This window comes from Streptomyces sp. CA-294286 (assembly GCF_050947155.1).
Taxonomy (GTDB): Bacteria; Actinomycetota; Actinomycetes; order Streptomycetales; family Streptomycetaceae; genus Streptomyces.
The window spans coordinates 4,744,369-4,765,971 of sequence record NZ_CP192005.1; the positions used below are offsets into that span (position 1 = coordinate 4,744,369).

At 72.0% G+C, this 21,603-nt stretch carries 17 protein-coding genes; 10 read left to right on the forward strand and 7 right to left on the reverse strand.

Features of this window, described 5'->3' with window-relative positions:
• The first annotated feature begins 84 nt into the window (after positions 1-84).
• From ACQPZG_RS25680 to ACQPZG_RS25690, 3 genes are all read left to right on the forward strand, one after another.
• Positions 85-696: a cell division protein SepF gene (locus tag ACQPZG_RS25680; RefSeq protein ID WP_185025699.1), complete on the forward strand. Its 612-nt coding sequence runs from the start codon at positions 85-87 to the stop codon at positions 694-696.
• 82 nt (positions 697-778) lie between these two features.
• Positions 779-1,075, forward strand: coding sequence for a YggT family protein (locus ACQPZG_RS25685; protein WP_185025697.1), 297 nt, complete (start codon positions 779-781; stop codon positions 1,073-1,075).
• A gap of 49 nt (positions 1,076-1,124) precedes the next feature.
• Positions 1,125-2,369: a DivIVA domain-containing protein gene (locus ACQPZG_RS25690; protein WP_433548078.1), complete on the forward strand. Its 1,245-nt coding sequence runs from the start codon at positions 1,125-1,127 to the stop codon at positions 2,367-2,369.
• A gap of 221 nt (positions 2,370-2,590) precedes the next feature.
• Here ACQPZG_RS25690 and ileS read toward each other — a convergent pair whose 3' ends face one another.
• Positions 2,591-5,767 (reverse strand): isoleucine--tRNA ligase, encoded by a 3,177-nt coding sequence (gene ileS, locus ACQPZG_RS25695; RefSeq protein WP_433548079.1) that lies wholly within the window; start codon positions 5,765-5,767, stop codon positions 2,591-2,593.
• A gap of 589 nt (positions 5,768-6,356) precedes the next feature.
• Here ileS and ACQPZG_RS25700 point away from each other — a divergent pair.
• From ACQPZG_RS25700 to ACQPZG_RS25725, 6 genes are all read left to right on the forward strand, one after another.
• Positions 6,357-7,175, forward strand: a complete 819-nt coding sequence (locus ACQPZG_RS25700) for a TraR/DksA family transcriptional regulator (protein ID WP_433548080.1) — start codon at positions 6,357-6,359, stop codon at positions 7,173-7,175.
• A gap of 337 nt (positions 7,176-7,512) precedes the next feature.
• Positions 7,513-8,235, forward strand: a complete 723-nt coding sequence (gene lspA, locus ACQPZG_RS25705) for a signal peptidase II (RefSeq protein ID WP_433548081.1) — start codon at positions 7,513-7,515, stop codon at positions 8,233-8,235.
• 142 nt (positions 8,236-8,377) lie between these two features.
• Positions 8,378-9,319, forward strand: coding sequence for an RluA family pseudouridine synthase (locus ACQPZG_RS25710; RefSeq protein WP_433548082.1), 942 nt, complete (start codon positions 8,378-8,380; stop codon positions 9,317-9,319).
• A gap of 4 nt (positions 9,320-9,323) precedes the next feature.
• Positions 9,324-9,788 (forward strand): GNAT family N-acetyltransferase, encoded by a 465-nt coding sequence (locus ACQPZG_RS25715; RefSeq protein WP_433548083.1) that lies wholly within the window; start codon positions 9,324-9,326, stop codon positions 9,786-9,788.
• A gap of 212 nt (positions 9,789-10,000) precedes the next feature.
• Entirely contained in the window at positions 10,001-11,587 is a 1,587-nt protein-coding gene (locus ACQPZG_RS25720; RefSeq protein WP_433548084.1) for a Na+/H+ antiporter, read from the forward strand.
• Positions 11,588-11,842: 255 nt separating this feature from the next.
• Positions 11,843-13,033: a DUF418 domain-containing protein gene (locus ACQPZG_RS25725; RefSeq protein ID WP_433548085.1), complete on the forward strand. Its 1,191-nt coding sequence runs from the start codon at positions 11,843-11,845 to the stop codon at positions 13,031-13,033.
• A 73-nt stretch (positions 13,034-13,106) separates the two neighbouring features.
• Here the strand turns inward: ACQPZG_RS25725 and ACQPZG_RS25730 are convergent, their stop codons facing one another.
• Complete coding sequence (locus ACQPZG_RS25730; RefSeq protein ID WP_433548086.1) at positions 13,107-14,327, reverse strand: mechanosensitive ion channel family protein; 1,221 nt, start codon at positions 14,325-14,327, stop codon at positions 13,107-13,109.
• Positions 14,328-14,357: 30 nt separating this feature from the next.
• On the opposite strand from ACQPZG_RS25730, the gene ACQPZG_RS25735 reads away from it, so the two are divergent.
• Positions 14,358-14,927 (forward strand): dienelactone hydrolase family protein, encoded by a 570-nt coding sequence (locus tag ACQPZG_RS25735; protein ID WP_433548087.1) that lies wholly within the window; start codon positions 14,358-14,360, stop codon positions 14,925-14,927.
• Positions 14,928-14,961: 34 nt separating this feature from the next.
• Here ACQPZG_RS25735 and ACQPZG_RS25740 read toward each other — a convergent pair whose 3' ends face one another.
• The 5 genes from ACQPZG_RS25740 to ACQPZG_RS25760 form a co-directional block, all read right to left on the reverse strand.
• Entirely contained in the window at positions 14,962-16,704 is a 1,743-nt protein-coding gene (locus ACQPZG_RS25740) for a serine/threonine-protein kinase (protein ID WP_433548088.1), read from the reverse strand.
• A gap of 5 nt (positions 16,705-16,709) precedes the next feature.
• Entirely contained in the window at positions 16,710-18,398 is a 1,689-nt protein-coding gene (locus tag ACQPZG_RS25745) for an alkaline phosphatase D family protein (RefSeq protein WP_433548089.1), read from the reverse strand.
• A 108-nt stretch (positions 18,399-18,506) separates the two neighbouring features.
• The gene (locus ACQPZG_RS25750) at positions 18,507-19,319 is read right to left on the reverse strand and encodes a thioredoxin domain-containing protein (protein ID WP_433548090.1); all 813 of its coding nucleotides are present in this window, start codon (positions 19,317-19,319) and stop codon (positions 18,507-18,509) included.
• A 71-nt stretch (positions 19,320-19,390) separates the two neighbouring features.
• A complete protein-coding gene (locus ACQPZG_RS25755) occupies positions 19,391-20,086 on the reverse strand; it encodes a hypothetical protein (RefSeq protein ID WP_433548091.1) in 696 nt (231 codons plus the stop codon).
• A gap of 43 nt (positions 20,087-20,129) precedes the next feature.
• Positions 20,130-21,455: a DUF2252 domain-containing protein gene (locus tag ACQPZG_RS25760; RefSeq protein ID WP_433549548.1), complete on the reverse strand. Its 1,326-nt coding sequence runs from the start codon at positions 21,453-21,455 to the stop codon at positions 20,130-20,132.
• Between the last annotated feature and the right edge of the window lie 148 nt (positions 21,456-21,603).

Consider the following 21,603-nt stretch of genomic DNA (forward strand, 5'->3'; position numbering starts at 1 on the left):
CATCCCCACTATCAGGGGCAGGCCCAGTGGATCGCTGGCACTTGGTGACGAGGCCGATCCACCACAGAGCGGAGGACTCAGGAAATGGCCGGCGCTATGCGCAAGATGGCGGTCTACCTCGGCCTCGTGGAGGACGATGGGTACGACGGCCGGGGCTTCGACCCCGACGACGACTTCGAACCCGAGCCGGAGCCGGAGCGCGACCACCGCCGGCACCAGCCCCCGCACCAGGTCGAGCGGGAGCGGGACGAACCGGTACGAGTGGTACAGCCCCCGGCCCCGCGCGAGCCCGTCCAACTTCCGGTGGAAAGCGGACGACCCGCACGAATCGCCCCCGTGGCATCCATCACACCCGAACGCCCGAGCCTGGAGAAGAACGCACCGGTGATCATGCCCAAGGTCGTGTCCGAGCGGGAGCCGTACCGCATCACCACACTGCACCCCCGGACCTACAACGAGGCCCGTACCATCGGGGAACACTTCCGCGAGGGCACTCCGGTGATCATGAACCTCACGGAGATGGACGACACCGACGCGAAGCGACTTGTCGACTTTGCCGCAGGACTCGTCTTCGGTCTGCATGGCAGCATTGAGCGAGTGACGCAGAAGGTGTTCCTGTTGTCGCCTGCTAACGTCGATGTCACGGCGGAGGACAAGGCCCGTATTGCAGAGGGCGGTTTCTTCAACCAGAGCTGACGGAGCCGAGAGCAGGACCGACCGGAACAACCGGCCACGAGGCCGGACTGAGGCGAGAGCCAGGGGAGAGGGACGCACGGGAATGGGCATCGCACTGGACGTGATCTACATCGCGCTGATGTGCTTCCTCGTCGTGCTGATCTTCCGGCTCGTCATGGATTACGTGTTTCAGTTCGCGCGCTCCTGGCAACCCGGCAAGGCGATGGTGGTCGTTCTTGAGGCCACCTACACTGTCACCGATCCACCGCTCAAGCTTCTGCGGCGGTTCATTCCGCCGCTGCGTCTCGGGGGCGTGGCACTCGACCTGTCCTTCTTCGTTCTGATGATCATCGTCTACATCCTGATCAGTGTTGTGAACAACATTGGGCGCGGGATGTGAGCGATACGGTCTTGCCGACTGCCGACGACTACGTAGAGGTGAAGAAGAGATGCCGCTGACCCCCGAGGACGTGCGGAACAAGCAGTTCACGACCGTCCGCCTGCGAGAAGGCTATGACGAGGACGAGGTTGACGCCTTCCTCGACGAGGTCGAGTCCGAACTGACCCGACTGCTCCGCGAGAACGAGGACCTGCGCGCCAAGCTGGCCGCGGCGACCCGCGCGGCCGCGCAGAACCAGCAGCAGCAGGGCATGCGCAAGCCGGAGCAGCAGGACAACCGCCCCGGTGGTCCGGGTGCACCCGTCCCCGCGGCCATATCCGGACCGCCTCAGCAGCAACAGCAGCAGCAGCAGCCGCCGCAGATGGGCCAGCCCCAGCTTCCCGGCCCGCCGCAGCTGCCCGCCGGCCCCGGCGGCCACGGTCCCGGCCCCCAGCAGGGCCAGCACGGTCCGGGCCCGATGGGTCAGGGTCCGATGCAGGGTCAGCACGGTCCCGGCCCGATGCAGGGCCAGGGCGGTCCGATGCAGGGCCAGGGCGGTCCTATGCAGGGTCAGGGCGGTCCGATGCAGGGCGGCATGGGTCAGGGCATGGGCCAGGGTCCGATGGGTGGCCCCATGGGGCAGAACCCGATGCAGCAGCAGCCGCCGCAGCAGCAGATGCAGCAGCCCGGTGGCGACAGTGCCGCCCGCGTGCTCTCGCTGGCGCAGCAGACCGCCGACCAGGCGATCGCGGAGGCCCGTTCCGAGGCCAACAAGATCGTCGGCGAGGCCCGTTCGCGCGCCGAGGGCCTGGAGCGCGACGCCCGCGCCAAGGCGGACGCACTGGAGCGGGACGCGCAGGAGAAGCACCGCGTCGCGATGGGCTCCCTGGAGTCCGCCCGCGCCACGCTGGAGCGCAAGGTCGAGGACCTGCGCGGCTTCGAGCGCGAGTACCGGACCCGGCTGAAGTCCTACCTGGAGTCGCAGCTGCGTCAGCTGGAGACCCAGGCGGACGACTCGCTGGCTCCGCCGCGCACCCCGGCGACGGCTTCGCTGCCGCCGGCCCCGCAGATGAGCAGCACGATGGCACCCGCCGGCGCCTCGTCCATGGGGCACTCCATGGGCGGCAACCCGTCGATGGGCGGCCCCTCGATGGGCAACGGCCAGTCGAACGGCGCGCAGTCGTACGGGGGGCAGCAGCAGATGGCCCCGGCGATGACCCAGCCGATGGCGCCGGTGCGGCCGCAGGGCCAGCAGCCGATGCAGCAGGCGCCTTCGCCGATGCGCGGGTTCCTGATCGACGAGGACGACAACTGAGGCGGTCGGTGCGCGTGATGAGCGCGTAGCCGTCGGCAGGCGAGGTGCGGGCCCCGGGACTTCGGTCCCGGGGCCCGCCCCTTTCGCCCTTCGCGTGTCCGGGCTCCGGCGGAGTACGGGGTACGGCAACGGCTACGCGGGAACGAGCAGGGCCCGGAGGCTGACGAGCAGGGCCCGGAGGCTGGTGCCTCCGGGCCCTGACGGGTGGGTGACGCGGGCGGTCAGACCTTGCGCAGCTGGAAGGTCAGCGCGAGGGCCTCGTCGGTGAACGGGGCGCCGAACGACTCGTCCGCCGCGCCCTCCTCGTACTCCGTGGCCAGGACCTCGTCCGAGATGAGGGACGCGTGGGCGGTGAGCGCCTCGGTCGTTTCGGGGTTCGTGGAGGTCCAGCGGACGGCGATGCGGTCGGCGACGTCCAGGCCGCTGTTCTTGCGGGCCTCCTGGATCAGACGGATCGCGTCGCGGGCGAGGCCCGCCTTGCGCAGTTCCGGGGTGATCTCCAGGTCGAGGGCGACCGTGGCACCGGAGTCCGAGGCGACGGACCAGCCCTCGCGCGGGGTCTCCGTGATGATCACCTCGTCGGGGGTGAGGACGATGGTCTCGCCGTTGACGACGAGGGGGGCCTCGCCGTCCCGCAGGGCGAGGGAGAGGGCTGCCGCGTCGGCCGCGGCCACCGCCTTCGCGACGTCCTGGACGCCCTTGCCGAAGCGCTTGCCGAGGGCGCGGAAGTTCGCCTTGGCGGTCGTGTCGACGAGGGAGCCGCCGACCTCGGAGAGGGGGGCGACGGAGGAGACGTTGAGCTCCTCGGTGATCTGCGCCCGGAGTTCCGGGGAGAGGGCGGCGAAGCCGTTGGCCGCCACCAGGGCCCGGGAGAGCGGCTGGCGGGTCTTGACGCCCGACTCCGCGCGGGTGGCGCGGCCCAGCTCGACCAGCCTGCGCACCAGCGCCATCCGGGTGGAGAGCGTGGGGTCGATGGCGGCCGGGTCGGGCTCCGGCCAGGAGGCGAGGTGGACGGATTCGGGCGCGTCCGGGGTGACGGGGACGACCATGTCCTGCCAGACCCGCTCCGTGATGAAGGGGGTCAGCGGGGCCATCAGACGGGTCACCGTCTCGACGACGTCGTGCAGGGTGCGCAGCGCGGCCTTGTCGCCCTGCCAGAAGCGGCGGCGGGAGCGGCGTACGTACCAGTTGGAGAGGTCGTCGACGAAGGCCGACAGGAGTTTGCCCGCGCGCTGGGTGTCGTACGCCTCCAGGGCCTGGGTGACCTGGTCGACCAGGGCGTTCAGCTCGGAGAGCAGCCAGCGGTCGAGGACCGTGCGCTCCGCGGGCGCCGGGTCGGCGGCGCTGGGCGCCCACGAGGACGTGCGGGCGTACAGGGCCTGGAAGGCGACGGTGTTCCAGTACGTCAGGAGGGTCTTGCGGACGACCTCCTGGATGGTGCCGTGGCCGACCCGCCGGGCCGCCCACGGGGAGCCGCCGGCCGCCATGAACCAGCGCACCGCGTCCGCGCCGTGCTGGTCCATCAGGGGGATGGGCTGGAGGATGTTGCCCAGGTGCTTGGACATCTTGCGGCCGTCCTCGGCGAGGATGTGGCCGAGGCAGACCACGTTCTCGTACGACGACTTGTCGAAGACCAGGGTGCCGACGGCCATCAGCGTGTAGAACCAGCCGCGGGTCTGGTCGATGGCCTCCGAGATGAACTGCGCCGGGTAGCGCTTCTCGAAGACGTCCTTGTTCTTGTACGGGTAACCCCACTGCGCGAACGGCATCGCACCCGAGTCGTACCAGGCGTCGATGACCTCGGGCACGCGCGTCGCCGTCAGGGTGCAGCCGTCGTGCGTGCAGCCGAAGGTGACGTCGTCGATGTAGGGGCGGTGCGGGTCCAGGGCGCTGTGGTCCTGACCGGACAGCTCGGAGAGCTCGGCGCGGGAGCCCACACAGGTGAGGTGGTCGTCCTCGCAGCGCCAGATGGGCAGCGGGGTGCCCCAGTAGCGGTTGCGGGACAGGGCCCAGTCGATGTTGTTGTTGAGCCAGTCGCCGAAGCGTCCGTGCTTGACCGAGTCCGGGAACCAGTTGGTCTTCTCGTTCTCTTCGAGCAGACGGTCCTTGACGGCGGTCGTACGGACGTACCAGGACGGCTGCGCGTAGTAGAGCAGCGCGGTGTGACAGCGCCAGCAGTGCGGATAGCTGTGCTCGTAGGGGACGTGCCGGAACAGCAGACCACGGGCGTCCAGGTCGGCGGTGAGCTGCTCGTCGGCCTTCTTGAAGAACACGCCGCCGACGAGCGGGATCTCCTCCTCGAAGGTGCCGTCGGGGCGGACCGGGTTCACCACCGGCAGGCCGTACGACTTGCAGACCACGAGGTCGTCGGCGCCGAAGGCGGGGGACTGGTGGACGAGGCCGGTGCCGTCCTCGGTGGTGACGTAGTCGGCGTTGACGACGAAGTGGGCCCCGGAAGGGCCGGTCCCGTCGGTTGCCCCGCTCGCACTCGGGAACTCCACCAGCTCGAAGGGGCGCTGGTAGGTCCAGCGCTCCATCTCGGCGCCGGTGAAGGACTCGCCGGTCACCGACCAGCCCTCGCCGAGGGCCTTCTCCAGGAGCGGTTCGGCGACGACGAGCTTCTCCGTGCCGTCGGTGGCGACGACGTAGCGGACCGTCGGGTGCGCGGCGACGGCCGTGTTGGAGACCAGGGTCCAGGGGGTGGTCGTCCAGACCAGGAGCGCGGCCTCGCCCGCGAGGGGGCCGCCGGTCAGCGGGAAGCGGACGAAGACCGACGGGTCGACGACCGTCTCGTAGCCCTGCGCCAGCTCGTGGTCGGAGAGGCCGGTGCCGCAGCGGGGGCACCAGGGGGCGACCCGGTAGTCCTGGGTGAGCAGGCCCTTGTTGAAGATCTCCTTCAAGGACCACCAGACGGACTCGACGTACTCCGGGTCCATGGTCCGGTACGCGTCGTCCAGGTCGACCCAGTAGCCCATCCGCTGGGTCAGCTCGGCGAAGGCGTCGGTGTGGCGGGTGACGGACTCGCGGCACTTGTCGTTGAACGCGGCGATGCCGTAGTTCTCGATGTCCTGCTTGCCGCTGAAGCCGAGTTCCTTCTCGACCGCCAGCTCGACGGGCAGGCCGTGGCAGTCCCAGCCCGCCTTCCGGCCCACGTGGTAGCCCTGCATCGTACGGAAGCGGGGGAAGACGTCCTTGAAGACGCGGGCTTCGATGTGGTGGGCGCCGGGCATGCCGTTGGCGGTCGGCGGACCCTCGTAGAAGACCCACTCGGGGCGGCCCTCGGAGGCTTCGAGGGACTTGGCGAAGACCTTGGCCTGCTCCCAGAAGTCGAGCACGGCGTGTTCCAGGGCGGGCAGGTCGACCTGTGCGGGGACCGGGTTGTACTGCGGCGGTGTCATCGGGCGCTCTTCCTCCGGCGGACTGGTGGCTTCCGTCGGAGGGACGAGAGCGATCGTGCTGCTCCCGCGGTACCACCCTCCTTGACCTCGGACGACGTGCGTCCGCGGCCCCCTCATTAGGGGCGCGATGCCGGGTCTAGTCGTCCGCCCGGCTGCGGCGGACTTTCTTCCGGCGGCTCCGGGGTGATGCTTCACGCCGTGCTCGCCCCCGGGCTCTCACCGTCCCCGGATCGCTCATCGCTGCGTGCGGCGCTACTCGGCCCCATCGACGCCTTTCGCTCCGGCCAGTGTACGGGCCGGGGCAGACGGCCGCAGACAGCTCTTCCGGGGCGGGCGCGGGAAGGGCGCGGCGCGGGGCGGGCGGCGCGAGTGACACCCGAATGGCCATACGGGGGCGGGCGGAGTGCGCACGCGCGCGCGTGGGGCGATTACCCGGCGGAGAGCTGGGCACAACGGATGCAGGTTCGTCTCGATACGGCGTAGGGGAGGGCACGACCGGCGGAATCCCCCGTTGCCGCGGCGCCGAGGCCGATTTATCGTCCCAGCACGATTCGCGTGCAAGATCACAATATGTGAAGGGGCCGCGGCCATGGTGGCTGACAAGACCGCCGGAACGAAGAAGACGGCGTCGAAGAGAACCACCGGAGCGGCGGCCGGAAAGCAGCCCGCCGAGGAGGAGCAGAGCGTCGGGGCGGGCGGCAGCGAGCACGCGGCGGCGCCCGTGAAGCGGACCGCCTCCGCCGCCGGGAAGACGGCGAAGAAGTCCCCGGCGGCGAAGGCGGCGAAGACAGCGGTGAAGAAGGCTCCGGCCAAGAGGGCCGCGGCCGGGAAGACGGCTTCGGCGGCGCCCGCCGGAGAAGCCGGGAGACAGGCCGCACCCGCGGCCGAGGCGGCGGCCGAGGCCGCGGAGACGGGAGCCGAGACGGTGGTTGCGAAGAAGAGTCCGGGCGGGGCCGCGACGGCCGGGAAGAAGGCGGTGCCGGCGGCGCGCGCGACCACCGGGGTGGTGCCGGGCGAACTGGCCGTGCGGCCGGGGGAGGACCCCTGGACCCCGGCGGAGGTCTCCGAGGCGCGGGCGGAGCTGGACAGCGAGATCCTGCGGCTGCGCGCCGAGATCGCGGCTGCCGAGGAGGCGCTGAGCGGGCTGATGCGCGACTCCGGGGACGGGGCGGGCGACGACGACGCCGACACCGGAACCAAGAACATCACCCGCGAGCACGAGATGTCGCTGGCCGCCAACGCCCGGGAGATGCTGGAGCAGACGGAACACGCGCGGGACCGGCTGGACGCGTGGACGTACGGCGTCTGCGAGAACTGCGGGAAGCCGATCGGGAAGGCACGGATGCAGGCGTTCCCGCGGGCGACGCTGTGCGTGGAGTGCAAGCAGAAGCAGGAGAGGCGGTACTGAGGAGGCGCTCGCGAGACTTCCCGCCCCGCCCCGCCCCGTCCCGTCCCTTGCCGGGCCAGGGCGTCGGGGCGCTCACGCGGCATCCCGTCCACGCACGCCGCGCGGGCGCGACCCGTCCGCTCACGTTGCGCGGGCGTGGAGCGGAGGCCGCGTCGGGTGGGGTGCGGCCCGGTGCCGGGCCGTCCCTCCCCCGGACCCCTCACCCCGGCCTCGCGGGGCGGGCCCCGGGCGGCCCGCGCGGTCCCAGGAGCCGCGGGGGCGCGGTCGCGGGGGCTCGGGGTCCGTACGGGTGTGCCGTACCCTCGTGCTCATTCGGGTTTGAGGGCGAGGGACTTACGTGGCAGAGGCGGAGCGCATCATCGGTACGCCAGATGTGGGAGGAGCCGAACCGGAGCAGCCCTCGGAGGTCGAGAGCGCTGCTGCGGGGCGGGCTGCCGGGGACGGCGCGGGAGGATCCGCGCGCACCGGGGAGCCCGCAGACGAGGCGGAGGCCGGCCGGGCCGCAAGTGCGGCGGGCCAGACCCAGGACGGGTCCGGGCAGGCCGAGGGCGAGGCGGTGCCGGCCGCGCGGGGGAAGCGGAAGCTCGCGGCCCTGTTCGTGATCGCGCTGCTCGCCTACGCCCTGGACCTCGGCACGAAGCTGCTGGTGGTGGCCAAGCTGGAGCCCAGCGGCGAGACGATCGACGTGATCGGCGAGCTGCTGCAGTTCCGGGCGATCCGCAACGCGGGCGCCGCGTTCGGCTTCGGCGAGGCGTTCACGATCATCTTCACCCTCATCGCGACCTCCGTGATCGTGGTGATCGCCCGACTGGCGCGCAAGCTCTACAGCACGCCGTGGGCGATCGCGCTGGGGCTGCTGCTCGGCGGGGCGCTGGGCAACCTCACGGACCGGATCTTCCGTACGCCCGGCTTCCTGGAAGGGGCGGTGGTCGACTTCATCGCGCCCGCGAACTTCGCCGTCTTCAACCTCGCCGACTCGGCGATCGTCTGCGGCGGCATCCTGATCGTGATCCTGTCGTTCCGGGGCCTGGACCCGGACGGGACCGTGCACAAGGACTGACGAGGACCGACGCGCCGCCGGGCGGGGCCGGGCGGCAGTGCCCGTCGCGGGGGAGTCGGGCGGGGCAGGCCGAAGGCCCGTCGCCAGGGGGCGGGGGCGGCTTTCGGTAAGGCTTGTCGGTGGGGTCCTGCATACTCGACGGGTGAGTACGATTCCCGAGATCCGCACCCTGCCCGTTCCCGATGGCCTGGAGGGCGAGCGCGTCGACGCCGCCATTTCCCGGATGTTCGGGTTTTCCCGGACCAAGGCGGCCGAGCTCGCCGCTGCCGGAAAGGTCCAGGTCGACGGCTCGGTGGTCGGGAAGTCCGAACGCGTGCACGGCGGAGCCTGGCTCGAAGTCGAGATGCCCGCGCCGCCCACCCCGGTACAGATCGTCGCCGAGCCCGTCGAGGGCATGGAGATCATCCACGACGACGACGACGTCCTGGTGATCGTGAAGCCGGTCGGCGTCGCCGCCCACCCCAGCCCCGGCTGGACCGGCACGACCGTGATCGGTGGTCTCGCCGCCGCCGGGTACCGGATCTCCACGTCCGGCGCGGCCGAGCGCCAGGGCATCGTGCACCGGCTCGACGTCGGCACGTCCGGCCTGATGGTCGTCGCCAAGTCGGAGCGCGCGTACACCTCCCTGAAGACGCAGTTCCGCGAGCGTACGGTCGACAAGCGCTACCACGCGCTGGTCCAGGGCCACCCCGACCCGATGAGCGGCACGATCGACGCCCCCGTGGGCCGGCACCCGAACCACGACTACAAGTGGGCCGTCGTGGCGGAGGGCAAGCCGTCCGTCACGCACTACGACCTCATCGAGGCGTTCCGTGCGGCCTCCCTGCTCGACATCAAGCTGGAGACCGGCCGCACGCACCAGATCCGCGTGCACATGTCCGCCCACCGCCACCCCTGCGTCGGCGACGTAACGTACGGCGCCGACCCCACCATGGCCAAGCGCCTGGGCCTGACCCGGCAGTGGCTGCACGCGATGCGGCTCGGCTTCTCGCACCCCGGCGACGGCGAGTGGGTCGAGTTCGAGAGCCCCTACCCCGACGACCTGCAGCACGCGCTGGGCGTGATCCGCGCCGAGAGCGAGTGACCCGGTGACCTCCTGCACGGTGCGGGTGGCCGAGGGCCCCGAGGACGTCGACGCCTGCTTCGCCGTGCGCAAGGAGGTCTTCGTGGTCGAACAGGGCGTACCCGCCGACCTGGAGTACGACGCCCTCGACGCCACCGCGGTGCACGTCCTGGCGGTGGCCGCGGACGGGACGCCGCTGGGCACCGGGCGGCTGCTGCACGGGGCGGACGCGGCCGGGCGGACCGGTGCGGGGCCGGAGGTCGGCTCGCTGGGCCGGCTCGCGGTCCGGGTGGCGGCGCGCGGGCTCGGCGTCGGCGCAGCGCTGGTGCGGGGCATCAAGGACGCGGCCGGGAAGCGCGGGCTGACCGCGATCGACCTGCACGCGCAGATCGGCGCGCTGGGTTTCTACGAGCGGCTGGGGTACACGGCGTACGGGCCTCGGTTCCTCGACGCGGGGATCGCGCATCGGGCGATGCGCCGCGCGTTCTGACACCTGGCGGCACGCGCCGGTGTCCGGCACCGCCGAGCAGATGCGGCGGGCGGCACGGCGGTCGCGTGCGGTGAGCGCGTCGGCACGCCTGTCTCCTGGGGCTGACCGGATCGTCCGGTCGGCCCTTTTGTGACTGTTTGCCGTGCTTCGTGGCAGGCTGGAAGCCTTGATCACCCCTGAGCCACCGTTTCGAGCCGCCCGGAGGGCACCCCGTGGATCAATTGGCGCTGCTGTTCGTTCTGCTGCTCGGAGCGGTGGTCTCCGTTCCGCTCGGGGAGCGGCTGGGGCTGCCCGCGCCGGTGCTGATGACGCTCGCCGGGGTGGTGCTGGCGCTCGTCCCCTTTGTGCCGAACGTGGAGATCCCGCCGGAGTACATCCTTCCGCTGGTGCTGCCACCGCTGCTGTACGCGGCCGTGCAGCGCACCTCCTGGCGCCAGTTCACCGCGAACTTCCGGCCCATCCTGCTGCTGGCGGTGGCACTCGTCTTCGTGACGACGGCGGCGGTGGCGGCCGTGGCGAACGCCGTGGTGCCGGGACTGCCGATCGCCGCAGCCCTCGCGCTCGGCGCGCTCGTCGCGCCGCCGGACCCGGTCGCGGCGACCGCCGTCGCGGGATCACTGGGGCTGCCCAGGCGGCTGGTGTCGATCCTGGAGGGGGAGGGCCTGTTCAACGACGTCACGGCGATCGTGCTGTACCACGTGGCGATCGGTGCGGCGGTGAGCGGGACGTTCTCCTGGCCGGCGGCCATGGGCGAGCTGGTGCTGTCGGCGGTGGTCGCCGTCGTGGTCGGCGGCGGGCTCGGCTGGCTCAGCAACAAGCTGATGGGCTTCCTGGGGGACCCGACGCTCCAGATCGGGCTGACGCTGCTGGTGCCGTTCGTCAGCTACGTCCTGGCGGAGGAGTTCATGGGCTCGGGCGTGCTGGCGGTGCTCGCCTCCGCCCTCTACCTCGCCTCGCACGCGGTCGACGCGGACGACGTGCAGGGGCGGCTCGCCGGACAGACCTTCTGGCAGATCGTGGACACCCTCGTCACCGGCGTCGCCTTCGGTCTCATCGGACTCGAACTCCACTCCGTCTTCGGCCTCTCCGACGGGCGGTTCGGCGAGATGCTCGGCTGGGGTGCGGCCATCGCCGCCACCGTGGTGGGCGTGCGGCTGCTGTGGCTGCTGCCGGCCACCTGGCTGGCCAAGAGGCTGCACAAGCGGCGGGACGTGGACGAGGACATTCCGGTGAGCTGGCGGGAAACCGTCGTCATGTGGTGGTCGGGGATGCGCGGCGTGGCCTCGGTGGCGCTGGTACTGGCGATCCCGCTGAAGACGGACTCGGGCGAGCCCTTCCCGGCGCGGGACGAGATCCTGTTCATCGCCTTCACCGTGATCATGACCACGCTGGTGCTCCAGGGGCTGACCCTGCCCTGGCTCGTGCGCAAGCTGGGCGTACGGGCGGACACCGACGCCGAGCGGGAGCTGGAGCACACGCTCGCGGTGCGGGCGGCGAAGGCGGCACGACGCCGTCTCAAGGAGATCGAAGAGGTCGAGGAACTCCCCGAGGACGTGTCGGACCGGCTGCTGCGCGGCGCCTTCGACATCGGGGCCCGGATCAGTCCGGACATCGGGGACGACGAACGCCGGGAGGCGTACGCGTCACGGGCCGAACGGATCAAGGCGATCGGCCGGATCCGCCGGGAGATGATGTCGGCGGCCCGGCACGAGGTGCTGGCGGCGCGGAACGAACCGGGGGTGGACCCCGAGGTGGTGGACCGGGTGCTGCACCAGCTGGACGTACGAAGCCTGCGCTGAGGCCCGCCCCGGAGCACGCCGCAGGGTGACCGAGAGGGCCCGCCGCCCGCCGGACATGTTTCCGGGGGCGTCCGCAGCAGCCGCGGCGGCTGCCCGGTGTACGCATGTCGCGGCGGAGATCGTCCCCCGGTACGGGCGGCGGCCCGTGGCGACTGCATCGAAGGGTGCAGTGCCAACTCGGCACTGGTCATGACGTAGCGCAGTGTTCACCCGGCAACGATGAGAGGGCAGTCGAGCCGGAGGAGCCGAACGGTCATGACGGATACGGGCGCGGTGGGCGTACGGGATACGGCGGTCGGGAACGCCGGGGCGGGGAAGCGGTTGCCGCTGCTCGACGTGCTGCGCGGGGCAGCCATCCTCGGCACCCTCATGACCAACGTGTGGATCTTCGCGGCCCCCGGTGCGGAGCGCGGTGTCCTGGAGGGCGGCTTTAAGTCGTCGCTGGCAGACGGGACCGTGGGAGGCGCGGCGGAGGGCGTCTTCCGGATGCTGGCGGACGGCAAGTTCCTGTCGCTGCTCACCGTCCTGTTCGGGGTCGGACTGGCCGTCCAGTTCGCCTCCGCCCAGCGGCGCGGGACGCCGTGGCCGGGACCTTACACGTGGCGGGCGCTGTTCCTCTTCGCCGAGGGAACCGTGCACTTCGTCCTCGTGTTCGCCTGGGACGTCCTCATGGGGTACGCGGTCACGGCGCTCCTCGTGGCCTGGTCGCTGAACCGCAGCGAGCGCTTCCGGTCGTTCCTGATGTGGGGGCTGGGGGCGCTGCACCTCGCCGTGATGCTGCTCGGGACGTGGGCGCTCGTCGCCGACGACAGCCCCGCGCCGGGGGTCGATCCGCGGTCGGTGGCGCTGTACGCCGAGGGCGGTTACCCGGACCAGGTGCTGTTCCGGTTGCAGAACGCGGTGGCCCTGCGCATGGAACCGGTACTGACCTTCGGACTGCTGGTGTTCCTGTTCCTGCTCGGCGTACGGCTCTTCCGGGCCGGCGCCTTCGGCGACGACGCACGCGGAAGGTCGCTGCGGGCCCGGTTGCTGCGCTGGGGCGTCGGGGTCGGCCTGCCGCTCACCCTCGCCGCCGGATTCGGCGGATCCGACTACTTCCTGATCGAACGGTACGTCGCCGCACCCGTCCTGGCGCTCGGACTCATCGGCCTGGCGGGGGCCCTCCTCGACCGGGTCCGCGGCAACGCGTGGCCGGTCACCGGGCTCAGCGCCGTCGGCCGGTGCGCCCTGTCCTGCTACGTCCTGCAGAACGTGCTGTGCATGTTCCTCTTCTACGGCTTCGGCCTCGGCCTCGCGGCCCGGTGGGCGGACCACGGACCCTGGTGGGTGATGGGCGTGTGGGCCGGCACGGGGGCGCTGCTGATGGGACTGTCGGTGCTGTGGCTGCGCCGGTTCGCCCAGGGGCCGCTGGAGTCCGTGCAGCGCAAGCTGCTGCGCGGGCGGTAGCCGGACACGGCGGAGGCCGGACCGCCGTGCGGCGAGTCCGGCCTCGTACGCCGTGGGGTGTCGTGCGTCGTGCCTAGCCGCGCCCGGTGCGCGTCTGGTGGCCGCGGGCGGCGGCCGCGCGGCGGCCCTCCGCACGGTCCGCGCCCGGCGGCGGGGCGTCGTCGTCGGTACGGAGGTCGGAGTTGTTGGTGTGGATCTCCTCGGCACGCGGGGCCCGCCCGTTGGAGGAGGCCGGCGACGGCCACTGGCCGCTCGGCGGCGGCACCGCCTCGGCGGTGTTCACCTTCGGCAGGGCGTACGGGTGGTGCGTGCACAGCCAGTCGATGAGCTGCTCGCGCACCGCGCACCGCGCCGTCCATATGTCGTCGGCGTCCTTCGCGGTCACCACCACCCGCACCTCCATGGTGGAGGCGGTGGTGTCCGTCACCGCAAGGCTCCAGTCGCGGCCGTCCCAGGACGGGGTGGCCGCCAGGATCTCCCGCAGCTTGACCCGCATCGCGGCCACCGGGGCCCGGTGGTCGAGCTGGAGGAAGACGGTGCCGGTCATCTGGGCGCCGCCGCGCGACCAGTTCTGGAACGGCTTGCTGGTGAAGTACGACACGGGCATGGTGATGCGCCGCTCGTCCCAGGTCCGCACCGCGAGGAAGGTCAGCGTGACCTCCTCGACGACACCCCACTCGCCGTCCACGACCACCGTGTCGCCCAGCCGCACCATGTCGCCGAACGCGATCTGGAAGCCCGCGAAGAGGTTGCCGAGCGTCGACTGGGCGGCCACACCGGCGACGATTCCGATGATTCCCGCGGACGCGAGCATCGACTTCCCGATGGCCTGCATGTCGGGGAAGGTCATGAGCATGGCCGAGACGGCGATGACACCGACGACCGCCGTCACGATCCGCATGATGAGCGTCACCTGCGTGCGGACCCGGCGGACCCGGGCGGCGTCCCGGGACAGGGACGCGTACCTGGCGTAGGACGACTCGACGACCGTGGACGCGACCCGCACGGCCAGCCAGGCGGTCGCGGCGATCAGGACGAGGGAGAGCACCTGTCCGATGCCCGCCTCGTGCTCCTGGACGAGGGTGAGGGCGGTCTGGTCGTACGCGCCTCTCAGGAGGGCGGTGAGCAGGACGACCATGAGCGGCGGGCGGCAGCGGCGCAGCAGCCCCCACAGGGGGGTTTCGTGGTGGCGTGCATCGGCTCGGCGCAGCACGAGGTCGACGGCCCAGCCGAGCAACAGCGTGAGCACGACCGAGCCGCCCAGGACGATCAACGGGCGCAGTACGTTCTCCATGACTCCGACGCTAACTGGCAGGATTGCGGAATGGACATCATTCTTTTCCACTCCGTCTACGGTCTGCGCCCGGCCGTGCATGCTGCCGCCGAACGGCTGCGCGCCGCCGGGCACCAGGTGCACGTGCCCGACCTCTTCGAAGGGCAAACCGCCGGGAGCGCGGAGGAAGGCCGCGCGCTGCTGGAGGAGGTCGGCCGTGACGAGCTGCTGCGACGGGCCGTGCTGGCCGCGGCCCCGCACTCCGACAAGGGGCTCGTGTACGCCGGGTTCTCCTGGGGCGGGTCGGTCGCGCAGAACCTCGCCCTCGGCGACGACAAGGCGCGCGGCCTGCTTCTGCTGCACGGCACCTCGGACATCGCGGAGGGAGCGAGCGTCGACGACCTGCCCGTGCAGTTGCACGTCGCCTCGCCCGACCCCTTCGAGTCGGACGACTGGCTGAACACCTGGTACCTCCGGATGCAGCGCATCGGCGCCGACGTGGAGGTCTACCGCTACCCGGGCGCCGGACACCTGTACACCGACGCCGAACTGCCGGACTTCGACCAGAAGGCCGCGGAGCAGACGTGGAAGGTGGCGGTGGGTTTCCTGGCGACGCTGTAGCGCCGCACCGCCAGGGGCAGCGGCGACGGTGCGCCTACGGGCGGGCGCAGCGGCCCTGCGGCCTGTTCGCGGGCGGGCCGCACAGGTAGACGCGGTCGGCCGCGTCGTGGCTGAGCCAGCGGCCGACGCACTGGTCGGCGGTCGAACGGCCGCGGAAGGCGCAGTGCGCGAGGGCGGCACGGCCGCTCTCGAACGGGCCGGGCGCGTACACCACCCAGTAGCCGGGGCGCAGGGAGGCGAAGTCGTCGCTGCGGAGCACCTGCGCCTCCGGGACCTGCCGCCGGATCGAGGCCAGGCTGCTCTCCAGCGCGGCCCGGCCCGCCGGGACCGGAGCGGAGTGCAGCTGAGCGATCCATGTGTCGGCCGGACCGGCCGGCGGCGCGGGCCTGCTGGACGGGCGCCGCGAGGGCTCCGTGGCGGCGGAGGCCGTCGGGGGCGCGGTGGCGGGCGGGGCGGACGCCGGGCCCGGGGCGGACGCCCCGGACGCGGACGCGGACGAGGTGGCGGACGCGGGCGAGGTGGCGGACGCGGGGAGGGGCGGGGCGGGCACGCCCGCACCGCCGCCCGCCGCGGAAGCGCCCGACGTGCCGGAGCCCTCGGCCCCCGGCCCCGGCTGCCTGGCCAGTACGTACGTGCCCGCCGCGACCAGCGCGAGCGCGAGGACCGCGCCCGCGGCGGTCAGCGCCCGGCGCCGTCCCCGCCGGGCGGGCTGCCCGTGACCGTGCGAGGGGGCGGTGGTGGCGCTCGCGAGCGGCCCGGGGCCCAGGGTGGGCGCGTACGGGAACGGAACGGGGGGCGGCGGCACGCCGTCCCGTACCGTCGGCGTCGGGGGCCCCGCCGCGGCGCCCGTTGCGGCCTCGGGCCACCGCCCCGCCGCCACGTCCGTCAGCAGCGCGTCCAGGCGGGCCGCGTCGGGACGGGCGGCCGGGTCGCGGACCAGCAGCGCGGCCAGCACGGGGCCGAGCGGCCCGGCCAGCCGGGGCGGCGGAACCGGATCGTCCAGTACGGCGGCCAGGGTGGCCAGGGTGCTGCCGCGCCGCATCGGACTGAGCCCCTCCACCGCGACGTACAGCAGCATCCCCAGCGACCACAGGTCGCTGGACGCGGAGTCGTCCGCGCCCCGGATGCGCTCCGGGGCGATGTACTCGGGCGAGCCGATGAACTCGCCCGTCACGGTCAGCGGGGAGGCGTCGACGAGGGCGGCGATGCCGAAGTCGGTGAGGACGGCCGTGCCGTCCGGCCGGAGCATGACGTTCGCCGGCTTCACGTCCCGGTGGTGGATCCCGGCGGCGTGCGCGGCGCGCAGCCCGGCCAGGACCTGGCGGCCGAGCCGGGCCGCCTCCCGGTAGTCCAGCGGCCCGCCCTCCAGGCGCTGGTGCAGCGACCTGCCGGGCAGCAGCTCCATCACGAGCCAGGGACTGGGCCCGCCCGTGCCGGTCTCCGGGTCCGCGCCGCCCACGATGTGGTGGATGGTCACCACGTTCGGGTGGTTGATGCGGGCCAGCGCCCGAGCCTCGCGCAGCACCCGCATCCGCAGGTTGCGCGAGGCCGTCGGGTCGGCGGCGGCGAGGGCCGGGTCGGGCGGGCGCACCTCCTTGAGGGCGACCTCGCGGTGCAGCGCCAGGTCGCGGGCACGCCACACGGAGCCCATGCCGCCGCTGCCGAGCAGTTCCAGCAGCTCGAACCGGCCGTCGACGATCCGCCGCCCGGCCTCCTCGCCGCTGCCCCCGCTGTCCCCGCTGCCGCCCGTGCCGTCCCGGCCCTCGCCCCCGTTCATGCGGATCAGCGTACGGGCTGGTACACCCTCTCCACCCGCTGAGTACCCGAACGGGTCCGGTAGGACCTGATCCACGAACTGGTCGCGTCCTTGCGGGTCTTGTCGGATATCGCGTAGTAGTCCATCTGCGTGTGCTCGGCGGTGACGTTCAGGACGCCGTAGCCGTGGGAGTCCATGTCCAGCCACTTCACGTGCCGGTTGGCGGCCTTGACGGCGGTCGCGGCGGCGAGCGAGACGGTGTGCGGGGCGACGCGCAGCATGTCGTCGAGGTTGTCGGACGTCACGGAGGTGACGACGAACTCGACGCCCGCCGAACCCGAGAGCGGGTAGGTGGCGGCCTTGACCGGGAGGTCGTTGGCCCAGGACATGTGGATGTCGCCGGTGAGGAAGACGGTGTTGCGGACGCCCTTGCCGGTGAGGTGGCCGATGAGTTCCTTGCGGTCGTCGGTGTAGCCGTCCCACTGGTCGGTGTTGATCGCCAGGCCCTCCCGGGGCAGGCCCACCAGCTCCGCTATCGGCTTGAGGAGGTGGGCGGGGAGCGCGCCGAAGGCCACCGGCGAGATCATCACCGAGGTGCCGACCAGCTTCCAGGACGCGTCGGAGGAGGCCAGGTGGCCCTTCAGCCAGTCGAGCTGGGCCCGGCCGGTGAGCGTGCGGCCCGGGTCGTCCACCGCGCCGCTGCCGACCGCGACCTGCTGGGAGCGGAAGGTGCGCAGGTCCAGCAGGAGCAGGTCGGCGAGCCTGCCCCAGCGCAGCCGGCGGTAGACGGTGCCCTCGGTGGAGGTGCGTACCGGCATCCACTCGAAGTAGGCCTGTTTGGCGGCGGCCACGCGGTCCGCCCAGTCGCCCTCGGCGCCGGGGGTGTGGTTCTCCGCGCCGCCCGACCAGGCGTCGTTGGCGAACTCGTGGTCGTCCCAGATGGCGACGACCGGGTGCCGGTGGTGCAGGGCCTGGAGGTCGGGGTCCGTCCGGTACGTGCCGTGCCGGGTGCGGTAGTCGGCGAGCGTGACGATCTCGTGCTTCGGCTCGTGCTGCCGTACGGCGTACTGGGGCTTGGGGTACTGGCCGGCCCCGTACTCGTAGAGGTAGTCGCCCAGGTGCAGGACCGCGTCCAGGTCGGAGCGGGCCGCGAGGTGCCGGTAGGCGGAGAAGAAGCCGGACTCCCAGTTGGCGCAGGACACCATGCCGAAGCGGACGCCCTCCGTCACGGAGTCGGCCGCGGGGGTGGTGCGGGTGCGGCCCGCGGGGGAGCGGACGTCGCCGCAGGAGAAGCGGAACCAATAGGCGTTCTCCGGGCGCAGGCCCCGGACGTCGACCTTGACGGTGTGGTCGCTCGCGGCGCTCGCGGTGGTCGTTCCCCGCGCGACGACGCGGGCGAAGTCGCGGTCCTCCGCGACCTCCCAGCCGACCGCGGTGTCCGGACCCAGACCGGAGCCGGGCACCGCCTCGGGAACGGGGGTGACGCGGGTCCAGAGCAGGACGCCGTCGGGCAGCGGATCGCCGGAGGCGACACCGTGGAGGAACGCGGACGCCTGTGCGGTCGCCCCCGAGGCGACCGCGACGGCCGGAGCGGCGGCGCCGCCCACCAGGACGGGAACCGCGGCGGTGGCGGCGACGGCTCTGAGAGCGGTGCGGCGGGACGGGGTCCGGGTCGCGGCGGGGACACCCGTGGCAGAAGAGGTTTGACTGGTCACGGCCGATCACACTACTGATCGGTAGGTCGTACGGGTGGACGAACGGAGAAAGTTCGTCCACCCGTCGGCCGGGCGATGCCCCGATGTGCCCCGCGAGGTGAGGGAACGTCAGCCCTTGAGGGCCTTCTCCATCGCTGCCTGGAAGTCCGCCGGGGCCATCGGCGCGGCCTCGGTGCCCTCCTTGACGACGGGCTTGCCGTCCATCTTCAGCGTCGGCGTGCCCTTGATCCCGCTGTCGTTGAACTTGTCCGACATCTTCAGCGCCCACGCGTCGTAGGTGCCGGCCTTGACCGCGTCCTGGAACTTCTTGTTGCCCTTGAGGGCGGGGATCTGGTCGGCGACCTTGATCAGGTAGTTGTCGTCGGCGAACTTGTCCTCGCGCTCGTCCGGGTGGTTGTTCTGCGTGTACAGCGCGCCCTTGAAGGACAGGAAGGCATCCGGGCTCACGTTCAGGGCCGCGCCCAGGGCGCTGGTGGCGTTCTTGGAGCCCTCGCCGCCCGCCATGTTGTCGATGAACGTGGCGCCGATGTACTGGACCTTGTACTTGCCGGCCTCGACGTCCTTCTTGATCTGCTCGCCGTTCGCCTGCTCGAAGGCGGCGCAGCTCGGGCAGCGCGGGTCCTCGTACAGCTCCAGGGTCTTCTTCGCGTCGGCCTTGCCGACGACGACCGTGGTGCCGTTCTCGCCGGAGCTGTTGGCGGGCTTGGTCACCGGCGCTTCCTTGGCCGCTTCCCAGGCCTTCGGCTTGTTCGCCTGGATGACGCCGTAGCCGACACCGCCGGCGATCGCGAGGACCGCGACGACCGAGCCGGCGACGACCAGCTGCCGCTTGGTCCTGTCCTTCTTCGCCTGGCGCTCGCGCTCGATGCGCAGCCGCTCGCGGGCCGCCTGCTTGTTCGCCTGGTTGTTGCGTGCGCTCATGATCGTTCCAACTCCGTGGGTACTGGACTGCCGTGTGGGGACCGGCCCGGCCGGGGTCGGCGACCCGGGGCTCAGGCGGCGGGGACGAACGCGGCGGCGGGCGGCCCGCGCCTGCCCACGCTGTGCACCAGCAGCCGCGAGCGCAGCAGCACCCCGGCCGCGTTCCGGCGCCGGACCGGCCGCGCGGGTTCCCGTACGGGCGGAGCACCGGCCGCGGACGCCACCGCGAGCAGCAGCGGCCGGAAGGCGCACACCGCGGCCGTCCGGACGAGCCCTGCCAGCGCCGCCTCGCCCCGCCGCAGCCACAGCGCGGCCAGCAGCCCGGTCGCCACGTGCGCCCCGAGCAGCAGCCAGGGCAGCGCGGGGTCGGGGGAGGCCAGCAGCGAGGTGAGGTCCTCGCGGGGGCCGGTGTGGACGAAGGGGGCGGCGAGCGGCGTGCCGCCACAGAGCACGTCGAGGCCGAAGGTGCGCAGTGCGCCGGCGACGGGCCCGCCGGACGGCCCGTAACAGACGTGCTGCCCGGTGGTGAAGAGGGTGTCCGCGGCCAGTTCCAGCGGCACCAGCAGGGCGGCGATGCGGCCGAAGCCGCGCTCGCGTCCTGCCAGTGCGTACGCGAGGGCGAACACGGCGGCGCCGACGACGGCGACCGTGACCGGGGGCAGCGGAGCTCCGGACAGCAGCACGTGCGAACCCACGGACAGCGTCACGACGAGTGCCGTGAAGAGTGCTGCCCGCAAGGTTCTCAGCGGAGTCCTGGATATGCCCATCGGTGTGAGTGTGCCACGGCCGCCCGTGCGGGACGTCCCAGCCCTAGAGACCTGTGATCCGACCGTTGCGGAACAGGTCGACGAAGATCTGGTGGTCGCGCCGCGCCCGCGCTCCGTAACGGTGTGCGAAGTCCACCAGGAGTGCGCCGAAGCCCTCCTCGTCGGCGGCGATGGCCGCGTCGATCGCGCGTTCCGTGGAGAACGGGACCAGCGAGTGCCCGCTCTCGTCGTCGGCCGCGGAGTGCATGGTGGCGGTCGCCCGCCCGAGGTCGGCGACGACCGCCGCGATCTCGTCCGGCTCGTCGATGTCGGCCCAGTCCAGGTCGACGGCGTACGGGGACACCTCGGCGACCAGCTGGCCCTGGCCGTCCAGCTCGGTCCAGCCCAGCCACGGATCGGCGTTGACCTGGAGGGCGCGCTGGGAGATGACCGTGCGGTGGCCCTCGTGCTGGAAGTAGTCGCGGACGGCGCGGTCGGTGATGTGCCGGGAGACCGCGGGGGTCTGCCCCTGCTTCATGTAGATGATCACGTCGTTCTCCAGGGCGTCGCTGTTGCCCTCCAGGAGGATGTTGTACGAGGGCAGCCCGGCGGAGCCGATGCCGATGCCGCGCCGCCCCACGACGTCCTTGACGCGGTAGGACTCGGGGCGGGTCAGCGAGGACTCGGGCAGCGTCTCCAGGTAGCCGTCGAAGGCGGCGAGGACCTTGTAGCGGGTGGCGGCGTCGAGATCGACGGCACCGCCGCCGGACGCGAAACGCCGCTCGAAGTCACGGATCTCGGTCATCGAGTCCAGCAGGCCGAACCGGGTCAGTGACCGGGCGTCGCGCAGCGCGCCGAGCAGCGCGCCCTCGGCCGTGTCCAGGGTGAAGGGCGGCACCTCGTCGTTCTTGGCGCCGGTGGCGAGCTGGTGGACGCGCTCGCGGTAGGCGGCGGCGAAGACCCGTACGAGATCGGTGATCCGGTCGTCGCCGAGCGCCTTCTGGTAGCCGATCAGCGCGACGGAGGCGGCGAACCTCTTGAGGTCCCACAGGAACGGGCCGACGTACGCCTCGTCGAAGTCGTTGACGTTGAAGATCAGACGGCCCTCGGCGTCCATGTACGTACCGAAGTTCTCGGCGTGCAGGTCGCCGTGGATCCACACCCGGGAAGTCCGCTCGTCCAGGTACGGGCCGGTGTGCTCCTCGCTCTCCAGGTCGGCGTAGAACAGGGAGGCGGCGCCCCGGTAGAAGGCGAACGCGGAGGCCGCCATCTTGCGGAACTTGACCCGGAACGCGGCCGGATCGGCGGCCAGCAGCTGCCCGAAAGCGGTGTCGAACACGGCGAGAATCTGCTCGCCGCGCTGGGCGGCCTCTGTCTGCGGAACCGACATCGCCGGGGCCTCCTGGTGCATGACGCGACTGTGCGTGCGGGACAAGTGGGACAGGTCTGCTGACCGGTTCAACGCACGACCGTACCGCTGAGTGCCCGGGGGTCTGTCGGTCCCCCGAAGTAGACTTCCAGCCTGCCCGTCCCCCTCG

Excerpts from the sequence above, each read along its gene's own strand:
- ACQPZG_RS25680 (WP_185025699.1), top strand. The coding sequence starts at position 85 with ATGGCCGGCGCTATGCGCAAGATGGCGGTCTACCTCGGCCTCGTGGAG.
- ACQPZG_RS25685 (WP_185025697.1), top strand. The coding sequence starts at position 779 with ATGGGCATCGCACTGGACGTGATCTACATCGCGCTGATGTGCTTCCTC.
- ACQPZG_RS25690 (WP_433548078.1), top strand. The coding sequence starts at position 1,125 with ATGCCGCTGACCCCCGAGGACGTGCGGAACAAGCAGTTCACGACCGTC.
- ileS (WP_433548079.1), bottom strand. The coding sequence starts at position 5,767 with ATGACACCGCCGCAGTACAACCCGGTCCCCGCACAGGTCGACCTGCCC.
- ACQPZG_RS25700 (WP_433548080.1), top strand. The coding sequence starts at position 6,357 with ATGGTGGCTGACAAGACCGCCGGAACGAAGAAGACGGCGTCGAAGAGA.
- ACQPZG_RS25725 (WP_433548085.1), top strand. The coding sequence starts at position 11,843 with ATGACGGATACGGGCGCGGTGGGCGTACGGGATACGGCGGTCGGGAAC.
- ACQPZG_RS25730 (WP_433548086.1), bottom strand. The coding sequence starts at position 14,327 with ATGGAGAACGTACTGCGCCCGTTGATCGTCCTGGGCGGCTCGGTCGTG.
- ACQPZG_RS25735 (WP_433548087.1), top strand. The coding sequence starts at position 14,358 with ATGGACATCATTCTTTTCCACTCCGTCTACGGTCTGCGCCCGGCCGTG.
- ACQPZG_RS25740 (WP_433548088.1), bottom strand. The coding sequence starts at position 16,704 with ATGAACGGGGGCGAGGGCCGGGACGGCACGGGCGGCAGCGGGGACAGC.
- ACQPZG_RS25750 (WP_433548090.1), bottom strand. The coding sequence starts at position 19,319 with ATGAGCGCACGCAACAACCAGGCGAACAAGCAGGCGGCCCGCGAGCGG.
- ACQPZG_RS25755 (WP_433548091.1), bottom strand. The coding sequence starts at position 20,086 with ATGGGCATATCCAGGACTCCGCTGAGAACCTTGCGGGCAGCACTCTTC.
- ACQPZG_RS25760 (WP_433549548.1), bottom strand. The coding sequence starts at position 21,455 with ATGTCGGTTCCGCAGACAGAGGCCGCCCAGCGCGGCGAGCAGATTCTC.